Origin of the sequence: Muriicola sp. Z0-33, from assembly GCF_026126425.1 — a bacterium.
Lineage (GTDB): Bacteria > Bacteroidota > Bacteroidia > Flavobacteriales > Flavobacteriaceae > JAFMPW01.
Genome location: NZ_JAFMPW010000004.1, coordinates 272,798 through 290,465, shown reverse-complemented (window position 1 = coordinate 290,465; position 17,668 = coordinate 272,798). Strand labels below are relative to the sequence as shown.

Annotated in this window: 16 protein-coding genes; 7 read left to right on the top strand and 9 right to left on the bottom strand. The window is 39.1% G+C overall.

Annotation, left to right across the window (positions count from 1 at the left end):
- Positions 1-132 precede the first annotated feature (132 nt).
- Both J1G40_RS08570 and J1G40_RS08565 read left to right on the top strand, forming a co-directional pair.
- Positions 133-1,353, top strand: a complete 1,221-nt coding sequence (locus J1G40_RS08570) for a sulfite oxidase (RefSeq protein ID WP_265242207.1) — start codon at positions 133-135, stop codon at positions 1,351-1,353.
- A complete protein-coding gene (locus J1G40_RS08565) occupies positions 1,350-1,793 on the top strand; it encodes a monoheme cytochrome C (RefSeq protein WP_265242206.1) in 444 nt (147 codons plus the stop codon). Before J1G40_RS08570 ends, J1G40_RS08565 begins: the two co-directional genes overlap by 4 nt.
- 47 nt (positions 1,794-1,840) lie before the next feature.
- Here the strand turns inward: J1G40_RS08565 and frr are convergent, their stop codons facing one another.
- Positions 1,841-2,395, bottom strand: coding sequence for a ribosome recycling factor (frr, locus tag J1G40_RS08560; RefSeq protein WP_265242205.1), 555 nt, complete (start codon positions 2,393-2,395; stop codon positions 1,841-1,843).
- Positions 2,396-2,435: 40 nt separating this feature from the next.
- Positions 2,436-3,143, bottom strand: a complete 708-nt coding sequence (pyrH, locus tag J1G40_RS08555; RefSeq protein ID WP_265242204.1) for a UMP kinase — start codon at positions 3,141-3,143, stop codon at positions 2,436-2,438.
- 154 nt (positions 3,144-3,297) lie between these two features.
- On the opposite strand from pyrH, the gene J1G40_RS08550 reads away from it, so the two are divergent.
- The 3 genes from J1G40_RS08550 to J1G40_RS08540 all read left to right on the top strand — a co-directional run bounded on the left by J1G40_RS08550 (position 3,298) and on the right by J1G40_RS08540 (position 6,013).
- Positions 3,298-5,166 (top strand): peptidase M61, encoded by a 1,869-nt coding sequence (locus J1G40_RS08550; RefSeq protein WP_265242203.1) that lies wholly within the window; start codon positions 3,298-3,300, stop codon positions 5,164-5,166.
- A 174-nt stretch (positions 5,167-5,340) separates the two neighbouring features.
- Positions 5,341-5,817 carry a hypothetical protein gene (locus J1G40_RS08545; protein ID WP_265242202.1) on the top strand — a complete coding sequence of 159 codons (477 nt, stop codon included), beginning with the start codon at positions 5,341-5,343 and terminating at the stop codon, positions 5,815-5,817.
- Positions 5,807-6,013 (top strand): helix-turn-helix transcriptional regulator, encoded by a 207-nt coding sequence (locus J1G40_RS08540; RefSeq protein ID WP_265242201.1) that lies wholly within the window; start codon positions 5,807-5,809, stop codon positions 6,011-6,013. Before J1G40_RS08545 ends, J1G40_RS08540 begins: the two co-directional genes overlap by 11 nt.
- 72 nt (positions 6,014-6,085) lie before the next feature.
- On the opposite strand, the gene tsf is transcribed toward J1G40_RS08540, so the two are convergent.
- From tsf to rplM, 4 genes are all read right to left on the bottom strand, one after another.
- A complete protein-coding gene (gene tsf / locus J1G40_RS08535; protein WP_265242220.1) occupies positions 6,086-6,910 on the bottom strand; it encodes a translation elongation factor Ts in 825 nt (274 codons plus the stop codon).
- Between the two features lie 52 nt (positions 6,911-6,962).
- A complete protein-coding gene (gene rpsB, locus J1G40_RS08530) occupies positions 6,963-8,141 on the bottom strand; it encodes a 30S ribosomal protein S2 (protein ID WP_265242200.1) in 1,179 nt (392 codons plus the stop codon).
- Positions 8,142-8,376: 235 nt separating this feature from the next.
- Complete coding sequence (gene rpsI, locus J1G40_RS08525) at positions 8,377-8,763, bottom strand: 30S ribosomal protein S9 (protein WP_265242199.1); 387 nt, start codon at positions 8,761-8,763, stop codon at positions 8,377-8,379.
- Position 8,764: 1 nt separating this feature from the next.
- The gene (gene rplM, locus J1G40_RS08520) at positions 8,765-9,220 is read right to left on the bottom strand and encodes a 50S ribosomal protein L13 (protein WP_265242198.1); all 456 of its coding nucleotides are present in this window, start codon (positions 9,218-9,220) and stop codon (positions 8,765-8,767) included.
- A gap of 225 nt (positions 9,221-9,445) precedes the next feature.
- Between rplM and J1G40_RS08515 the strand changes: the two genes are divergently transcribed.
- The gene (locus tag J1G40_RS08515; protein WP_265242197.1) at positions 9,446-12,097 is read left to right on the top strand and encodes a carbohydrate binding family 9 domain-containing protein; all 2,652 of its coding nucleotides are present in this window, start codon (positions 9,446-9,448) and stop codon (positions 12,095-12,097) included.
- 72 nt (positions 12,098-12,169) lie between these two features.
- Complete coding sequence (locus J1G40_RS08510) at positions 12,170-12,673, top strand: lipocalin family protein (RefSeq protein ID WP_265242196.1); 504 nt, start codon at positions 12,170-12,172, stop codon at positions 12,671-12,673.
- Between the two features lie 80 nt (positions 12,674-12,753).
- Here J1G40_RS08510 and J1G40_RS08505 read toward each other — a convergent pair whose 3' ends face one another.
- From J1G40_RS08505 to polA, 3 genes are all read right to left on the bottom strand, one after another.
- Positions 12,754-13,086: a T9SS type A sorting domain-containing protein gene (locus J1G40_RS08505; protein WP_265242195.1), complete on the bottom strand. Its 333-nt coding sequence runs from the start codon at positions 13,084-13,086 to the stop codon at positions 12,754-12,756.
- 158 nt (positions 13,087-13,244) lie between these two features.
- On the bottom strand, positions 13,245-14,570 hold the full coding sequence (locus tag J1G40_RS08500; RefSeq protein WP_265242194.1) for an arylsulfotransferase family protein: 1,326 nt from the start codon (positions 14,568-14,570) through the stop codon (positions 13,245-13,247).
- A 208-nt stretch (positions 14,571-14,778) separates the two neighbouring features.
- On the bottom strand, positions 14,779-17,613 hold the full coding sequence (gene polA / locus J1G40_RS08495; protein ID WP_265242193.1) for a DNA polymerase I: 2,835 nt from the start codon (positions 17,611-17,613) through the stop codon (positions 14,779-14,781).
- Positions 17,614-17,668: the final 55 nt, after the last annotated feature.

Below are 17,668 nucleotides of genomic sequence, written 5' to 3'. Positions count from 1 at the left end.
AAGGTAAAAAATGCCTGGCAGTGTTCCTAGAATGCTGCGGCAAATAATCCTGCAGCAGTCTATTGTAGAGATGTGGTTTCCTTTGGGGTCAAAAATCCGTATTTTAGGGCTGGTAATATAATTCTACATAATTTGGACAGGAGAAAATTTATAAATAGGTCCACATTGGCAGCAATGGCGGCTGCAATTGGAACCGATATTGTCAATGGATCATTAATGCCCTCGGCTTACCAACCACTTGCTCTGCAGCAAGCAGATCCTTTTAAGCTGTTTAATAAAGACAGTGAGATGACCGTACTTAACGATAAACCATGGAATATTGAAGCCAAAGCACATTTACTTAATGATGCGGTTACCCCAAATGAATATATGTTTATTCGCAATAACGGCCTCATTCCTCAGAATATTGATAGCTCGGCATGGGAACTAACCATAGACGGGGAGTCTGCATCGAACAAAAAAACCTACTCCTTAGATGATTTAAAATCCAGGTTTCAACAGTACACCTATCAGCTTACATTGGAATGCGGAGGCAATGGCAGGAGTGAATTTAATCCACCTGCTAAAGGAAATCAATGGACAATTGGGGCTGTTTCATGTGCAAATTGGACGGGTGTCCGTCTGGGGGATGTCCTTAGAGATGCCGGAATAAAGGAAGATGCTGTTTATATAGGTTATCATGCCGCGGATGTACATTTGAGCAGAGATCCATCAAAGGAACCAATTTCTCGTGGGGTCCCTATTAAAAAGGCGCTTCAGGATGAAACGCTACTGGCCTTTAAAATGAATGGAGATGATATTCCGTTAGCGCATGGATATCCGCTACGTCTTGTAGCTGGTGGCTGGCCTGCTTCTGCATCTGGCAAGTGGGTAAACAGGATTAGTATTCGCAATAAAGAACATGATGGAGCAAAAATGGGCGGCACCTCTTACCGGGTACCCTGCGAACCTGTAGCTCCCGGAGCTAAAGTTGAAGATAAAGATATGTGTATTATTACGGCTATGCCTGTAAAGTCCCTGATTACCTTTCCCAAATCAGGAGCGGTAATAAAAAAGGGAAAAACACTTACGATAGGCGGACATGCCTGGGCAGGAGAATTGGAAGTTAATGAAGTAAAATATTCTGTAGATTTTGGATCGAGCTGGGTTAGTTGTCAATTAAGTAAACCAACCAATCGTTTGGCCTGGCAACATTTTTCGGCAGCAATTCCTTTAGATGCAACCGGGTATTATGAAATTTGGGCTAAAGCCATAGATTCAGAAGGCAAGGCACAGCCTATGGTACTCCCGGGCTGGAACCCTAAGGGCTATCTAAACAATGCCTGTCACCGAATCGCAATTAAGGTGGTATGACAAATCACAAACGTTTTTGGAAAAGAGAAAGGGCGGCGTACAGAGTGCTTATAGTTATATGTGCCGCCGTTTTAGTGGTGGCCATCATAGGGGTATATTTTGCAGATAAATCGGATGAGGAATACGTTGCTGTATCCGAAGAGGATCCCAATAGAATTGAAAATGGAATACATTTGAGGACGGGTTTGGTAGAAGCGGAAGGACTTATGGAAACGGTAACTAATTGTACCAGCTGCCATTCAGCAAAACTCTTAACTCAGAACAGGCTAAGTAAAGAAGGGTGGGTGAGTGCCATCAGATGGATGCAAGAGACTCAAAATCTATGGGATCTTGGTGATAATGAAGAAATAATTGTGAATTATTTGGCTAAAAATTATCCGCCCGAATCAAAAGGGAGAAGAGAAAATATCAAAAAAATAAATTGGTACGAATTACAATAAAAAAAGCGACCTGGTGGGGTCGCTTTGATATTTCATTAAAATTTACTTTATACCTTCATAATTTCTGCCTCTTTGTTTTCTAAGAAAGCATCAATCTTCTTTGTATAGTTATCTGTGAGCTCCTGGATATCTACTTCCACATTGCTTTCAAGATCTTCAGATATATCTAATTCTTTTATTTCCTTTTTAGCTTCCTGCCTTGCGTTTCTTACCCCAATTTTGGCATCTTCAGCTTCAGCTTTGGCTTGTTTTACCAGTTGCACCCGACGCTCTTCTGTCAAAGGAGGAACATTAATGATGATCATTTCCCCATTATTCATAGGATTAAAGCCTAAATTGGCGTTCATGATAGCTGTTTCAATTTCTTGTAAAAGACTCTTTTCCCAGGGTTGAACAGAAATGGTACGACCATCCGGGGTATTAATATTTGATACTTGAGACAAAGGCGTTTGAGAGCCATAGTATTCTACCATTACCGAAGATAACATTGATGGACTTGCTTTTCCGGCTCTGATTTTAACAAATTCTTTTTCCAGATGAGTGATGGCATGATCCATACTCTCTTTGGTGGCATCCAATATAAATTTAATCTCTTCGTTCATGACAGTATTTTAAATCAAATTAACACAAATTATACCAAAATTACAGGTTAACTACGGTACCAATATTTTCTCCGGACACCAATTTCATAAGGTTTCCTTTTTTATTCATATCAAAAACGACAATGGGTAGCTCGTTTTCCTGGCTTAGTGTAAAGGCAGTGGTGTCCATAACTTTGAGCCCCTTGTGCAATACCTCTTTAAATGAAATAGTATCAAATTTGGTGGCTGATTTGTCTTTTTCAGGATCACTGGTATAAATCCCATCTACCCTTGTGCCTTTAAGGATGACATCTGCTTCTACCTCAATTGCTCTCAGCACTGCGGCCGAATCTGTCGTGAAATAGGGATTACCTGTTCCACCTCCAAAAATTACCACCCTTCCTTTTTCCAAATGACGCATAGCTCGCCTTCTGATAAAGGGTTCAGCTACTTCATTAATTTTTATTGCCGATTGGAGTCTGGTTTGCACCCCTTTTATCTCTAAGGCACTTTGGAGAGCTAATCCGTTAATTACAGTTGCAAGCATCCCCATATGGTCTCCCTGTACGCGGTCCATACCTTTACTGGCACCGGCCAAACCGCGGAAAATATTTCCTCCACCAATGACAATTGCAACCTCCACACCGTTATCTACTACCTCTTTTATCTCCTCAGCATATTCTGCCAGCCTTTCCGGGTCTATCCCGTATTGTTTATCACCCATGAGGGCTTCACCGCTAAGTTTTAGTAGTATTCTTTTATATTGCATAGGACATTTGGCTTAACTCCGAACAAAAATAATCAAAATAATTTACGGGGATAGTGCGTTTATTAGATTAAGAAAAGTTCCTAATTATTTGCAAACATGCAATAGAAGCTTAGGAAAATTTGATATCCTTGTGCAATATATCTAAAATTATTTTATGAAAAATATCTTACTTCTTCTTCTTAGTGCCATACTTGTTACTGCCTGTGGTACTGGTAAGGCTTTGGTCACTGCCGATAACAGTATGATTACGACCACAATAGATCTGGTTAATGTATCGGACGATAAAGTTATGGTGTCACTTAATCCGGGGGCTTTTACTTCTGATGATATTTCTTTCTTTATCCCAAAAACTGTACCCGGAACTTATAGTACGGACAATTATGGTAAGTACATAGAAGACTTAAAGGCATTTGATTATGACGGCAAGGAATTAATGGTTAGCAAGTCTGATGAAAATACCTGGAATATTTCCAGTGCACGCAAACTGGATAAAATTAGTTATTATGTTAATGACACTTATGATACGGAAAGGGAACAGGAGGAAGCGGTATTTTCACCTGCCGGGACCAACATAATGGCGGGAGAAAATTTTATGTTAAACCTACACGGATTTGTGGGATATTTTACTGGCTTAAAGGAGGTGCCTTACGCTTTGAACATTAAGGCTCCTGAAGGGCTAACGGCTACTACTTCATTAAAGAAAAGAACGGATGATACGGTTACAGATGCTGACACTTATCTGGCGGCAAGGTATTTTGATATCATAGACAATCCTATTCTATATAATAATGCGGCTTCAGAGTCTTTTCAGATCAATGATATTACGGTAACTATTAGCGTTTATTCTCCAAACGGGGCCTATTCGGCAGCTGATCTTAAAGGTCGGATGCAAAAAATGATGGGAGCTCAAAAATCTTTCTTAGGAGATATAGATGGCACTAAAGAATACAATATTTTACTCTACTTATCCACTCTTGAGGATACAGATGCCGGAGGTTTTGGAGCCCTTGAACATCATACTTCTACAGTGGTGGTATTGCCAGAGCAAATGCCAAAGGAGCAACTGGAACAGGCAATGGTTGATGTGGTTTCACACGAATTCTTTCATATTGTTACTCCGTTGAATGTGCATTCTAAGGAAATACAGTTTTTTGATTTTAATGACCCTAAAATGTCAGAGCATTTGTGGATGTACGAAGGCACAACAGAATATTTTGCCAACCTTTTCCAAATACAACAAGGTCTGATAGACGAAACCGAGTTTTATAGCAGGATAATGGGTAAAATAAGTAATTCTAAAGCCTTTGATGATGCTATGTCTTTTACCACTATGAGTAAGAACATTCTTGATGACCCTTATAAAGATAACTATGCCAATGTTTATGAAAAAGGGGCGCTAATCAACATGGCGCTGGATATAACCCTGAGAGAGCTTAGTAATGGGGAAAAGGGAGTGCTTTGGTTAATGAAAGAGCTTTCTAAAAAGTATGGAAACAACACCCCTTTTGAAGATGATAAGTTAATTGATGAGATTGTAGCAATGACCTTTCCGGAAGTACGTACATTCTTCAATACTCATGTAATTGGGGATACACCAATTGACTATAGCACTTATTTATCTAAAACCGGGCTTACAAGTGCAACGCAGCCAGAGCAGACAGGATACTTTCTCAGAGGTCAGGATCCTTTTATCGATGTGGACCAGGCAAATGATGATGCCATATTTGTCCGGAAGGGGATAGAGCTAAATACATTTTTCAAGGACCTGGGGGCCAAAGGGGGCGATGTAATTAAAAACATCAATGGCACTCCAATAGACCTGGAAGCCATCCGACCTATTATTGGGCAAAGTTTTGGGTGGAGTCCTGAAACTGAAATTACTATGGTTGTACAAAGAGGAGAAGAGGAAATTACCCTTAAGGGGAAAGTGGGGAAGCCAATGGTTAATGTGACCAGAATTAGGCCCGTAGAAAATGAGACAACAGAGCAGGCCAAATTAAGAGAAGTCTGGATGAAGAGTTAAGGTGAAATTACCTTATCAATGAATACGGTGTTCAGCTGAACGGACGTTTCGGATGATAAGAAAAAATTAATAAAAGCCCTTTGCAATCCCGCCAGGGCTTTTATTTTGATATCAAAAGTAAAAAATATTTGTCTAAATGTAAAGTTTGTTTTACATTTAATAAAAAAATTCATCATGGCGACAAAATATTTATTTGCTTCCCGTTACAAAACAATTGGTCTGATTATTCTTATTCCTTCTGTAATTTTAGGATTGTATACTCTAATAAATGAATGGGAACCACTTTTTCTGGATATTCCCGTTTTCGGATTATTTGTGGACGATTTTACAAATTCAGAATCTTTTACCGGGGTAATTGATAACAATATTCTAAACGAAATACTGGGAATTTTGATTATCATTAGTTCCTTATTCGTCGCATTCTCACGAGAGAAAGACGAAGATGAATTAATTACAAAAATCAGGTTGGAATCCCTGGTGTGGGCCACATATTGGAACTATGGTATTTTAATTCTTAGTTTTTTGCTGGTATATGATATCTCCTTTTACTGGGTAATGGTTTTCAATATGTTTACCATACTGATACTATTTATTGTAAAGTTCAATTTAAAACTTTGGTCACTTCGTAAAGCTACTTCATATGAAGAATAATATAAAAGTAGAACGAGCCAAAAACAATATTACTCAGGCAGACCTTGCTAAATTGGCCAACGTAAGCAGGCAAACAATTAATGCGATGGAACTTGGAAAATATGCACCCTCCGTAATTTTGGCGCTACGACTTTCCGAAATATTTAAAATAGGAGTTAATGAATTGTTTGAATTAGATGCGAGCGACTGGGAGTAATTAGATTTCATAAAAAAAACCGCCTTAACAAATAAATGTAAGGCGGTTTATATTAATTAGTCTGTTATTTTGTTATCCCAAAGCAACCCGGGCAAAATCAGTAACTTTTAAATTGGCATCAACACCACTTACATACTGTGCCACGCTTTGTTTGCTATCTTTAATAAAAGCCTGATTGATCAGGGTATTATCTTTAAAGAAACGCTTTAGCTTGCCTTTTGCAATATTTTCTAACATGGCTTCGGGCTTGCCTTCCTGCCTTAACTGATCTTTGGCGATCTCTATTTCCTTATCAATCACTTCCTGATCAACCCCTTCTTCATTAAGTGCCACCGGGTTCATAGCTGCTGCCTGCATAGCTACATCTTTAGCTGCAGCTGCTGCACCATCAACTGCTTCTGACAGTCCAACAAGAGTAGCTATTTTATTTCCTGCATGAATATAAGACCCTACAAAAGGAGCTTCTAATCTTCTAAAACCTCCTATTTCAATTTTCTCGCCAATTACACCTGTTTGCTCGGTAAGTTTTTCCTGTACCGAAATACCATTGAAATTAGCACTTAGAAAAGCCTCCTTATTCTCAAAATCCAAAGCCAATTCTGCTAATTCATTCGCCAGGGTAACAAAACTTTCGTTTTTAGCTACGAAATCTGTTTCACAATTTAAAGATATGATCGCACCACTAGTATTACCAGTGTTTACTTTAGCAATAACTGCACCTTCAGAAGAATCTCTGTCAGCACGTTTTGCGGCTACTTTCTGGCCCTTTTTACGAAGAATCTCAATTGCCTTGTCAAAATCACCCTCTGCCTCTACCAATGCATTTTTACAATCCATCATACCAGCTCCGGTGGTTTTTCTTAAGTTGTTTACTTCTGCTGCGGTAACTTTTACCATCATTGTTTTAATTTTTATATGCTAGTGTATAGCTATTCTGTTTTTAGATATATTATTCAACACCGGCTTTCACCTTGTCTTGCCACTCTTTAAGTTCATCCCATTTGCCATCAGCAGCCATTTTAGCTTGCTTAGGCCATGAAGTTGGATCTAAATGTGCCATTCTTGAACTGGCTTCTGCCAAGATTTCTTTAACTTTTTCCGGCTTGCTTTTAGACAATTTAGCATAGGAATCTATTCCTGCATTTGTCAGGGCCTCAGCAGCTTTTGGTCCAATCCCTTCAATTTTAGTCAGATTATCTGCCTCGGTTGCTTTTTCGGCCTTCTTAGCAGGAGATTCTTCCTTAGCTTCAACTGCCTTTTCCGCTTTTGGCGCTACTTCTTTGGCCTTTTCTTCCACCGCCACTTCTGCTGCAGCTGCCTCTTCTTTTACAGCAACTTCTTTAACTGCTTCAGGTTTTTCTTCAGCCTTTGCTGCTGCAGGTGGTGTAGCTTCTTTTGCTTTTACATCGGCCCCTTCTGATGAAGAAGATTTTTCCGCTTTGCGCTCAGCCAATCCTTCTGCGATCGCATTGGTTACCTGCGTCATTATTACATCTATGGATTTAGAAGCATCATCATTAGATGGGATAACGTAGTTAATAGGTCTTGGATCAGAATTGGTATCCACCATGGCGAAAATCGGAATATTTAATTTCTGGGCCTCCTTAACAGCAATGTGCTCTCTCATTGTGTCAACAACAAAAAGTGCTCCTGGTAAGCGGGTCATTTCAGAAATAGAACCAAGGTTCTTTTCTAGCTTCGCTCTAAGTCTGTCTACCTGCAGACGTTCCTTTTTAGAAAGTGTCATAAAGGTACCATCCTTCTTCATCCTGTCTATAGCAGCCATCTTCTTAACGGCTTTCCTGATAGTGACAAAGTTGGTGAGCATTCCACCTGGCCAACGTTCTGTGATATAGGGCATATTTACATTTGCCACTTTCTCAGCTACAATATCTTTTGCCTGCTTTTTAGTAGCGACAAAAAGTATTTTTCTACCGGAGGCTGCAATCTTTTTGAGAGCTTCATTAGCTTCCTCAATTTTTGCAACAGTTTTGTAAAGGTTGATGACATGAATCCCATTACGCTCCATGTAGATATAGGGAGCCATGTTCGGATTCCATTTTCTTGTCAGGTGACCAAAGTGTACACCTGCTTCTAATAATTCTTTTACTTCAGCTTTTTTTGCCATTTTAATTTTAGTTTACGTTCTTTTGAATTAGCAATACTGAAGTGGTATCAATGGCCAAAGGCCATATGAAGCCTCCAATATTTAGATGCTAAACTAATTTCCCCATTAGTCCGCTGGAGTTCTCTATTCAAGAGGGCCTAACGGCTTTTTGGGTTTTAATTGTCTTGATGACAACAAGACTTTCAATGAACATTAATGAATACTGAACTCGTTTCAGTATATGTATACTTCCAGATTATCGTTTTGAGAACTGGAATTTCTTTCTTGCTTTCTTCTGTCCAAATTTCTTACGTTCCACCATTCTTGGGTCTCTTGTAAGCAATCCTTCTGGTTTAAGGGCGCTTCTATTCTCTTCATCAATTTCACAAAGCGCTCGGGATAAAGCCAATCTGACAGCTTCCGCCTGACCAGTAATACCACCTCCGTAGACATTAACTTTTACATCAAAATTGTTTTCGTTGTCTGTCAGGGCAAATGGCTGCTTAACTTTGTATTGTAATGTGGCCGTTGGGAAGTACTCATTTAAATCCCTTTTATTCACGGTAATATTTCCTTTTCCTTCAGAAACATATACTCTTGCCACAGCAGTTTTTCTTCTGCCAATTTTATGAATCACCTCCATATTATTTAAAATCTTTTAAATTAACCTCCGTCGGCTTTTGAGCCTCCTGACCGTGTTCTGTGCCTACATAGACCCTTAGGTTGCGGAATAATTCTGCACCCAATCTATTTTTTGGAAGCATCCCTTTAACCGCTCTTTCTACAATGCTTTCGGGCTTTTTAGCCAATAACTCCTGGGCAGTAGTAGCTCTTTGTCCTCCGGGATAACCCGTATAACGAAGATAGGTTTTGTCTTCCCATTTGTTACCACTAAGCTGTATTTTTTCAGCGTTAATGATAATCACATTGTCACCACAATCTACATGTGGTGTAAAGTTTGGTTTATGCTTGCCTCTTAGCAACTTAGCAACTTTCGAAGCTAGACGGCCTAAAGTTTCTCCTTCGGCATTTACCAATAACCATTGTTTATCAACAGTCTTGTTATTGGCGGAAATTGTTTTGTAGCTCAATGTATCCACTACTTTAGTTTTTATGGATTAAACATACTAATCCCGTTTAACGGGCTGCAAATGTACAATTATTAAGTTGAAATACAAGCGCTTATTTCCCATAAATTTCTAGTTTTTTTTTATCTGCCGGCTATGGGGTAAACTTTTGTTAAAAATTCGGCATTTTAAGCCAATAAGTGTAACTACTTCGGAAATTAGCGGTCTTTAAAGCACATCAGTCATCAAACACAAATCATGAAATCCAACCTCCTGATAATCTGTGCGGTCTTCGCTATACATTTTTCGTTATCGGCGCAAGATACAACAACAGTGGTTCCCAAAAAGATATACAATACTAAAGCTCTTAATTTAGAAAAGCCACCTGTCATTGATGGTTTACTTAATGACCCAAGCTGGAATCTGGTTGAATGGGGCGGAGATTATATAGAATTTCAGCCAGATGAAAATACCTCGCCAACCTTCCAGACTAAATTTAAAATAGTCTATGACGACAAGAACCTCTATGTTGCCTTTAAATGTTATGATGCAGAGCCCGAGAAAATAGAACAAAGACTTTCCAGAAGGGATGGGTTTTCCGGAGATTGGATAGAAATAAATATTGATAGTTATTTTGATAAAAGGACCGCCTTCTCATTTACGGTGACTGCAGCCGGCGTTAAAGGAGACGAATTCATCTCCAACAATGGTAACAATTTTGATGAAAGCTGGAATCCCATTTGGTACACCAGGACTAATATCGATGAAGAAGGCTGGACAGCAGAGATGAGAATTCCGTTGAGTCAGCTAAAATTTGGGAATGAGAAAAACCAGGTTTGGGGGCTTCAATCTACCAGGCGTTTTTTCCGAGAAGAGGAACGTTCCCTCTGGCAAAGAAAACCAATAGATACCCCAGGATGGGTGAGTGAATTTGGTGAGATGCACGGATTGATAAATTTAAAACCACAGAAACAGCTTGAAATACAACCGTACACGGTTGCTAAATTTGAAACCTTTGAAGCTGAAGATGGTAACCCCTTTAGGGATGGAAATAACGCTGATGTTACAGGTGGCTTAGATGCTAAGATCGGAATTACTAATGACCTGACACTAGATCTGACCATCAACCCAGATTTTGGCCAGGTAGACGCAGACCCTTCAAGAATAGCACTCGATGGCTTTCAGATCTTTTTCCAGGAAAGACGACCTTTTTTTGTGGAAAACAACAATATTTTTGACTTCAATGTGTCCAGGTCAGAAGCCGGGAACACTTTTGGGGCCGACAACATATTTTATTCGCGGCGAATAGGCAGAAGCCCACAGGGATTTCCGGATACAAATGACGGGGAATATGTAGACCAACCAGACAATACTCCAATTTTGGGAGCTGCTAAGTTTAGTGGTAAAACTAAGGATGGCTGGTCTATTGGGGTATTAGAAAGTATTACCGCTAAAAGGCATGCAACTATAGACAGCAATGGTGATCGCAGGCGCGAAGTTGTTGAACCCCTGACCAATTATATGGTGGGGAGGCTACAAAAAGACATGAATGATGGTGATACCTATATCGGAGGAATGTTTACAGCAACTAACCGGGAAGATCTGACTGACGAATTAGACTTTTTACACAAATCTGCATATACCGGCGGTTTCGATTTTAAACATCAATGGAACGATCGGGATTGGTATATTGGGGGAAATTTGGTTTGGAGTCATGTAAAAGGCAGTGAAGAGGCCATTGAAAGTACCCAGAGATCTATAACCCATTTGTTTCAGAGAGTTGGTGCGGATCATGTTGAAGTAGATACCACCAGAACCTCCATGAGTGGTTCAGGAGGCAACATACAATTGGGGAAAGTAGGAGATGGGCATTGGAAATTTGAAACCGGGGCTACCTGGCGTTCTCCTGAACTGGAATTAAACGATATTGGCTTTCAAAGACAAGCCGACGATATGCGTCATTATACCTGGATAGGTTATCAGACACTAAAACCAGACAGTACTTTTAGAAGAGTGGGAATCAATTACAATCACTGGTCGGTCTGGGATTTTGATGGGAACCACAACCAACTACAATTCAATACAAATAGCTGGCAAAATTGGAAAAATAACTGGTTTACAAATATAGGGTTCAATTACAGGCCGATACTATATTCAAATTTTGCTCTAAGAGGTGGCCCCAGGTTAAGGCAATCGCAGGAATTTAGTTTTTGGAATAGCATAAATACGGATAGCAGGAAAAAATTAAGATTCAGTGCATTCCATAATGGGGCTAAGGCCTTTGATGACTCAAGTGCCTACTATTCTATAGAAGCAGGTTTTTCTTATCAACCCACCAATGCCTTAAGAATTTCAGCATTTCCGTCTTATCGTATAAATAATGATAAGTTACAATTTATAGATAATATAGATGTTGATGGTACTACAAGATATCTCAATGGAAAAATTGAACAAAGGACACTTAGCATGTCTTTCAGACTTAATTACACCATAAACCCCAATCTCACAATCCAGTATTGGGGACAACCCTTTATCTCCAGAGGCAGGTATTCAGAATTTAAGCATGTCATAGATCCTATGGCTAAAGAATTTGACGACAGAATTAATCTATATGATGATAATCAAATTTCAATTGTAGATGGCGAGTATTTTGTCGATGAAGATATGAACGGGACCTCAGATTTTAGCTTTGGAGATCCCGATTTTTCATTTATTCAGTTCAGGTCTAATTTGGTAATACGCTGGGAATACATCCCGGGATCGGAGATATTTCTTGTCTGGTCTCAGGATATTTCACAATCAGGGGATCCTTCTGAAGGACTTTTAAGAAGTTTAGGGGATAACGTTTTTGGGGGTGAGAAACCTATGAATATCTTCCTTTTAAAGGCTACATATAGGTTTGTTTTCTAAGAAAGAGCAGCAATTGATATACTATCGGCCAAAATTTTGCGTTTTTTCCGTACTTAACTCTTTAAACTACATATGATGAAACGTAATGTATTGATGCTTTTGATGGCCGCTGTTGTTGCTTTTTCCTGTTCATCCGATAAAGAAGATGCTGGCTCCGAGGCAAGTAATATTGAAGGAACCTGGGACGCCCATGAATTAATGATAGATAATGCCACGGCTAGCGATGATGAAAAGAATGGCAGAGACCTGCTTAATTTCTTAACCGCAAAAGACTGTTTTATTCTTTCCCTTACATTTAATCAGGATTTGACGGTGATAACGGAAAATTCTGTGAATTATCTTGAAATTAATGTGAATGGAAGCGGAACAGGCTTAGATGTACCATGCCCTACCCAAAGTGATATGGATAACAGTACGTATACCTATGACGGACAAGTAGTTACTTTTGTTGATGAGAATGCCCAAACCGTATCAGTAGATGTAAGTATTTCAGGGAATACGATGACCGTGGATGCCGCAGACCTGGATATCCCTAATTTCAACACTGGAGGACAACTTATTTTTATAAGGCGATAAACAAATTATTTTACAATTTAAAAGCTCCATGGATCTCCATGGGGCTTTTTTTATGGCCTTTATTATCTACTGCAACTAGCTTATTTTTTATAGAATTTTCTCTTTATCTGTTGCTCTTTGGAGGTTATGAAGAGCATGTAAATTCCGGATTTGAGATTTGGGATAGGAATGCTTACAGAATTATTACGAATTGCCCAACGATGTTGTAAAACCACCTCGCCTGAAGTATTGCGAATTGTAATTGAAGCTTTATGGCTATCTGCCAGGCCCAAAATATGTACAGTATTCTTTGCGGGATTTGGAAATACAATGATTTCCGATTTTGCTGGAAAATCTTCCACGCGTTCACTAAGTTGTGCGTTTACCGCCAAAGTAAAAGACATCAACAAAAGAAAAGTTAATATAGGCTTCATTAGATTTTTAGGGATGAGATAATAACAAAAAAGACCAGCAATTCTTCAGCTGAATCGCTTACTTCTATTTGATCATTTATTTTAAAAACGAATTTATAGTCGGTGCAGTACTTCTAAAATGTTATAATGCTCATAATATTTTCTTAAATCACTGGAACTTAATAAATAATTCTGCTCCATTTTAATTCCGTGATATGAGCCTCATCGATTCTTTTGACGAAAGTTGCTTTTTTCATTATAGAATCACCGAAAATTATCCTGCCAATATCCGTTTCTTCAATAAAAATATCCCCGTTTGGCAGTATCTCAGACCTACCTTGCGTAGGTGTTCTTATTCCCTCCTTTTGTAAGAGCGTTTTAAAAGGGGTTGTTGTGGTATCCTTTTCAAAATCATAGAGATAAATTTGGTTGGTCTCGTTTACAAAATGATACCCGTTTTTTATGAATTGCCCTCTGGGGGTATCAAAAATTACATCATTACCAAATACCACTATGCCACTCTCTCCGTGAAAATCAGGATCATGTTGAGATAACCATGGCCCTTGCTGTGACCAAATAATTTTATTTGTCTCAGGGCGATACAAAAACACCATGGACAAGCTTCTGCATGAGAGAAGGAGATCGTCTTTTTTCCAATATTTACCATCTTTAAGAGCTGGTTGAACATCGTTTAAATGTATTGGGTCATTAATGATGTTGCCATTATTATAAACGAGTTTTTCAAGGCCGTTTTCCTCAAGAAGATGGATAATACTTTTAGTAAGCATTGTTTTACCTGTGTTGGCATCTATCTTAATGATAATATTTTCCTGGAAGTTTTTTCTGTAAACATTTACTGTATCAGGAAGAAAATTATGGGATAGTGAATTAAAACTACTGCCTGTGGCATAAATATTTCCGTCAGCATCCAGTTCAAGGGAATGATGAAACATATTCTCATTATTGACCCATTCAATTTCACTGTCAGAATTTATCTTAACAATAGAAAAGCCCGTCTGAAAGACAATGGAAGAATCTTTCATAAGTATGGGATGACCAAAATTTAAATCTGCTCCTTTTTCAAATTCCCTGGGCTGTTGCTCGCTATACGATAACTTGGATACCAGTTTGGCATCGGGGACCCATTCTTTAATCTCTTCGCCGGTCTTTATGTCGAGTAATTGAATTCTGGAATCAAAACTTCCTGTTTTAAAGGAAACCAGGAGTTTTGGATACTCATTTATATCTTTTGAGAAGTAAGTAAAGCCATCCTTATCAGATTGATTTCTAAAGTAGTAAGGCTGTTTTAACAACAATAATCTAATATTCTTGGAGACATCACTGCTTTTAATTACCATGTTTGAGATAAAACTCCCCACGGCATTTTTTCCCTGGTCAGGAGATTTAAATACTAACCTTGACACTCCGGTTAACGCGATGGTGTATAAAATCAGGCCTGTTACAACAATAATTACGTACCTGATATTAATTTTAAAATTTGTCATATTTTCAAATTAATGTAAATGGCATAAGTTTCCCTTAAAGATACAGGGTTTGTTTTAATAGCTATAAAGTTTAATGGAGGAAACTTGGAGCAGGAACAGATGCTTAGTGAAGCAAGTTCAAGTTTTACCAGGGACCTTAATACCCCTTAAATAAGAACTATTTTTGTACCTGGTTGCTGATGTAAAATTTTAAAGGTAGTCTCGGGCTTTAATGTGCCTGCAGCCAATTGTCTCCTTCACCCAATTCTACCACCAACGGTACTTCAAGTTGAAAAGCATTTTCCATTTCGGTCTTGATCATCACCTTCAACTCTTCCAATTCCGGTTTGTAAACATCAAATACCAGTTCATCATGAACCTGAAGTAGCATTTTTGTCCTGTAATTCCCTGCTTCCAGTTTGTTGTAAATGTTGATCATTGCAATTTTAATAATGTCCGCGGCACTTCCCTGGATTGGGGCATTGATTGCGTTACGCTCTGCGGCTCCTCTTACCACCTGATTACTTCCATTGATATCTTTTAAATATCTGCGGCGACCTAGTACGGTTTGTACATAACCATTTTCCCTGGCAAAATCTATCTGATCACTCATATAATTTCTGAGTTTTGGATAGGTCTTGTAATAGGTTTCAATAAGTTCTTTAGCCTCGGTCCTGGACAATTCTGTCTGATTGCTCAGGCCAAATGCTGAAACTCCGTATATAATTCCAAAATTAACGGTTTTGGCATTGCTCCGTTGTTCCCTGGTAACTTCATCAAGCGGGATATTAAATACCTTGGAAGCCGTGGACGCATGGATGTCCTCTCCATTTTTAAAGGCTTCTATCATGGTAGTTTCCTTGCTAAGGGCGGCAATTATTCTAAGTTCTATCTGTGAATAATCTGCTGCCAGCAAAATATGATTTTCGTCTCTGGGAATAAATGCTTTTCGCACCTGCCTTCCCCGTTCTGTTCTTATGGGAATGTTTTGCAAGTTTGGATTGTTGCTACTCAACCTTCCGGTAGCAGCTACTGCTTGCATGTACGCTGTATGAACTCTTCCTGTAGACGGTGCTACCTGCTCAGGCAAGGCATCCACATAGGTGCTTTTTAACTTGCTAAGACCTCTGTATTCAAGTACATTCCGTATAATTTCATGGTCTTTAGCCAAATAAGACAATACATCTTCTGCAGTGCTGTACTGACCGGTCCTGGTTTTCTTTGGCTTCTCTACCAGTTTCATTTTATCAAAAAGGATTTCACCTAATTGTTTTGGAGAGGCAATATTAAATTCCTGCCCGGCTTCCTTATAGATTTTCTGTACCAGTTGTTCAATATCACTTTCCAGGTCTTCAGATAGGGAATTTAAAAATTCTTTATCCAGATTAATACCTTCCATTTCCATATCGGCAAGTACCCTCAACAAGGGAATTTCAATTTCATTGAATAGCTTCTCAGTATTTGCCTGTGCCAATTCTGGTCGGAAATGATTTGCCAATTGAAAAGTAATATCAGCATCTTCAACAGCGTATTCTGTCTGCTGATCCAGGGGCACCGCTCTCATCGATAGTTGATTTTTACCTTTTTTGCCTATCAGTTCAGTAATTGAGATCGGAGTATAGTTGAGATAGGTTTCTGAAAGCACATCCATATTATGTCGCATATCCGGGTTGATCAGATAGTGTGCCAACATGGTATCAAATAATTTTCCCTTTACGACGATATTATATTTCTGTAAGACCTTAATATCGTACTTGAGATTCTGACCAATTTTTTCTATTCCTTCGGCCTCAAAAAATGGACGTAATTGTTCAATTAATGCCTGTGCTTCATCTTTTTCCTCGGGAAAAGGAACATAAAACCCTTTAGCCGCTTCCCAACTAAATGCAATTCCTACCAGCTCAGCTTCCAACGGATTAAGAGAGGTGGTTTCAGTATCAAAACATACCTGTGATTGCTGCATCAGGTTTTGCAGAAACAATTCCAAAGCCATCCCTCCGGTAACACTTTGATAAAGGTGTGAGACGTCTTTTATAGTATTGCGGCCACTTACTTCTTTGATTGTTGCGCCAACATCTCCGTTATTTCCAAATAGAGAAAATTGCCCGCTCCCTGCTTCTTGTGATTGCTTTGGTTTTGTTACCTCCTTAGTGGCCTTCTCCGCAGAGCTGTCTTGTTCTCCTGAAAAAATCTTGATAAACTGATCTTTTAAACGCCGAAATTCAAGTTCTTCAAAAATCTCTTGCACCTTAGTGCTATCTGGCATGGAAAGTTCATAATTCTCTGCGTTAAATTTTACATCGCAGTCTATACAAATGGTGGCAAGTTTCTTGGAAAGTAATCCCAGTTCTGCATTTTCTTCCACCTTTTCTTTCATCTTCCCTCTTAATTTATCGGTATTGGCAAGCAACTCCTCCATAGAGCCAAATTCCTGGAGGAACTTTTTAGCCGTTTTATCACCAACCCCTGGCAGCCCCGGTATATTATCACTCGCATCACCCATCATTCCCAGATAGTCTATGACCTGTTCCGGGCGTTCTACCCCAAACCTCTTCTGAACCTCAGGTATCCCCCAGATTTCAATGCCATTTCCCATACGTGCCGGGCGATACATAAAGATGTTTTCGGAGACCAATTGACCAAAGTCTTTATCAGGGGTCACCATATACACTTTATAATCTTCCTTTTCGGCCTGTTTGGCCAGGGTGCCTATTATATCATCGGCTTCCCAGCCCTCTAAGACCACCACAGGGATATGCATAGCTTTTAAGATCTCCTGGATAAAAGGAACGGCCACCTTGATGGCATCAGGTGTTTCATCGCGGTTTGCCTTGTATTCGGGAAATATTTCTGTTCGTTCAGTACTGCCTCCCTTGTCAAAACAAACGGCAAGATGATCTGGCTTTTCTCTTTTGATTACATCGAATAAAGAATTTACAAAGCCCATTATGGCACTGGTGTCCATACCCTTTGAATTAATTCTTGGGTTTTTAATAAGTGCATAATAGCCTCTGAATATCAGGGCATAAGCGTCTAATAGAAAAAGTCGTTTTTGGTCTGCCATTTTTATTACAATTGAAGAATATCAAAACTACAAAGTTTATGTCCCTTATTAAAGC

What these genes read in the sequence shown, in the direction of transcription:
- J1G40_RS08565 (WP_265242206.1), top strand. Translation starts at nt 1,350, where the DNA reads ATGACAAATCACAAACGTTTTTGGAAAAGAGAAAGGGCGGCGTACAGA.
- frr (WP_265242205.1), bottom strand. Translation starts at nt 2,395, where the DNA reads ATGAACGAAGAGATTAAATTTATATTGGATGCCACCAAAGAGAGTATG.
- pyrH (WP_265242204.1), bottom strand. Translation starts at nt 3,143, where the DNA reads ATGCAATATAAAAGAATACTACTAAAACTTAGCGGTGAAGCCCTCATG.
- J1G40_RS08550 (WP_265242203.1), top strand. Translation starts at nt 3,298, where the DNA reads ATGAAAAATATCTTACTTCTTCTTCTTAGTGCCATACTTGTTACTGCC.
- J1G40_RS08545 (WP_265242202.1), top strand. Translation starts at nt 5,341, where the DNA reads ATGGCGACAAAATATTTATTTGCTTCCCGTTACAAAACAATTGGTCTG.
- J1G40_RS08540 (WP_265242201.1), top strand. Translation starts at nt 5,807, where the DNA reads ATGAAGAATAATATAAAAGTAGAACGAGCCAAAAACAATATTACTCAG.
- tsf (WP_265242220.1), bottom strand. Translation starts at nt 6,910, where the DNA reads ATGGTAAAAGTTACCGCAGCAGAAGTAAACAACTTAAGAAAAACCACC.
- rpsB (WP_265242200.1), bottom strand. Translation starts at nt 8,141, where the DNA reads ATGGCAAAAAAAGCTGAAGTAAAAGAATTATTAGAAGCAGGTGTACAC.
- rpsI (WP_265242199.1), bottom strand. Translation starts at nt 8,763, where the DNA reads ATGGAGGTGATTCATAAAATTGGCAGAAGAAAAACTGCTGTGGCAAGA.
- J1G40_RS08515 (WP_265242197.1), top strand. Translation starts at nt 9,446, where the DNA reads ATGAAATCCAACCTCCTGATAATCTGTGCGGTCTTCGCTATACATTTT.
- J1G40_RS08510 (WP_265242196.1), top strand. Translation starts at nt 12,170, where the DNA reads ATGATGAAACGTAATGTATTGATGCTTTTGATGGCCGCTGTTGTTGCT.
- J1G40_RS08505 (WP_265242195.1), bottom strand. Translation starts at nt 13,086, where the DNA reads ATGAAGCCTATATTAACTTTTCTTTTGTTGATGTCTTTTACTTTGGCG.
- J1G40_RS08500 (WP_265242194.1), bottom strand. Translation starts at nt 14,570, where the DNA reads ATGACAAATTTTAAAATTAATATCAGGTACGTAATTATTGTTGTAACA.
- polA (WP_265242193.1), bottom strand. Translation starts at nt 17,613, where the DNA reads ATGGCAGACCAAAAACGACTTTTTCTATTAGACGCTTATGCCCTGATA.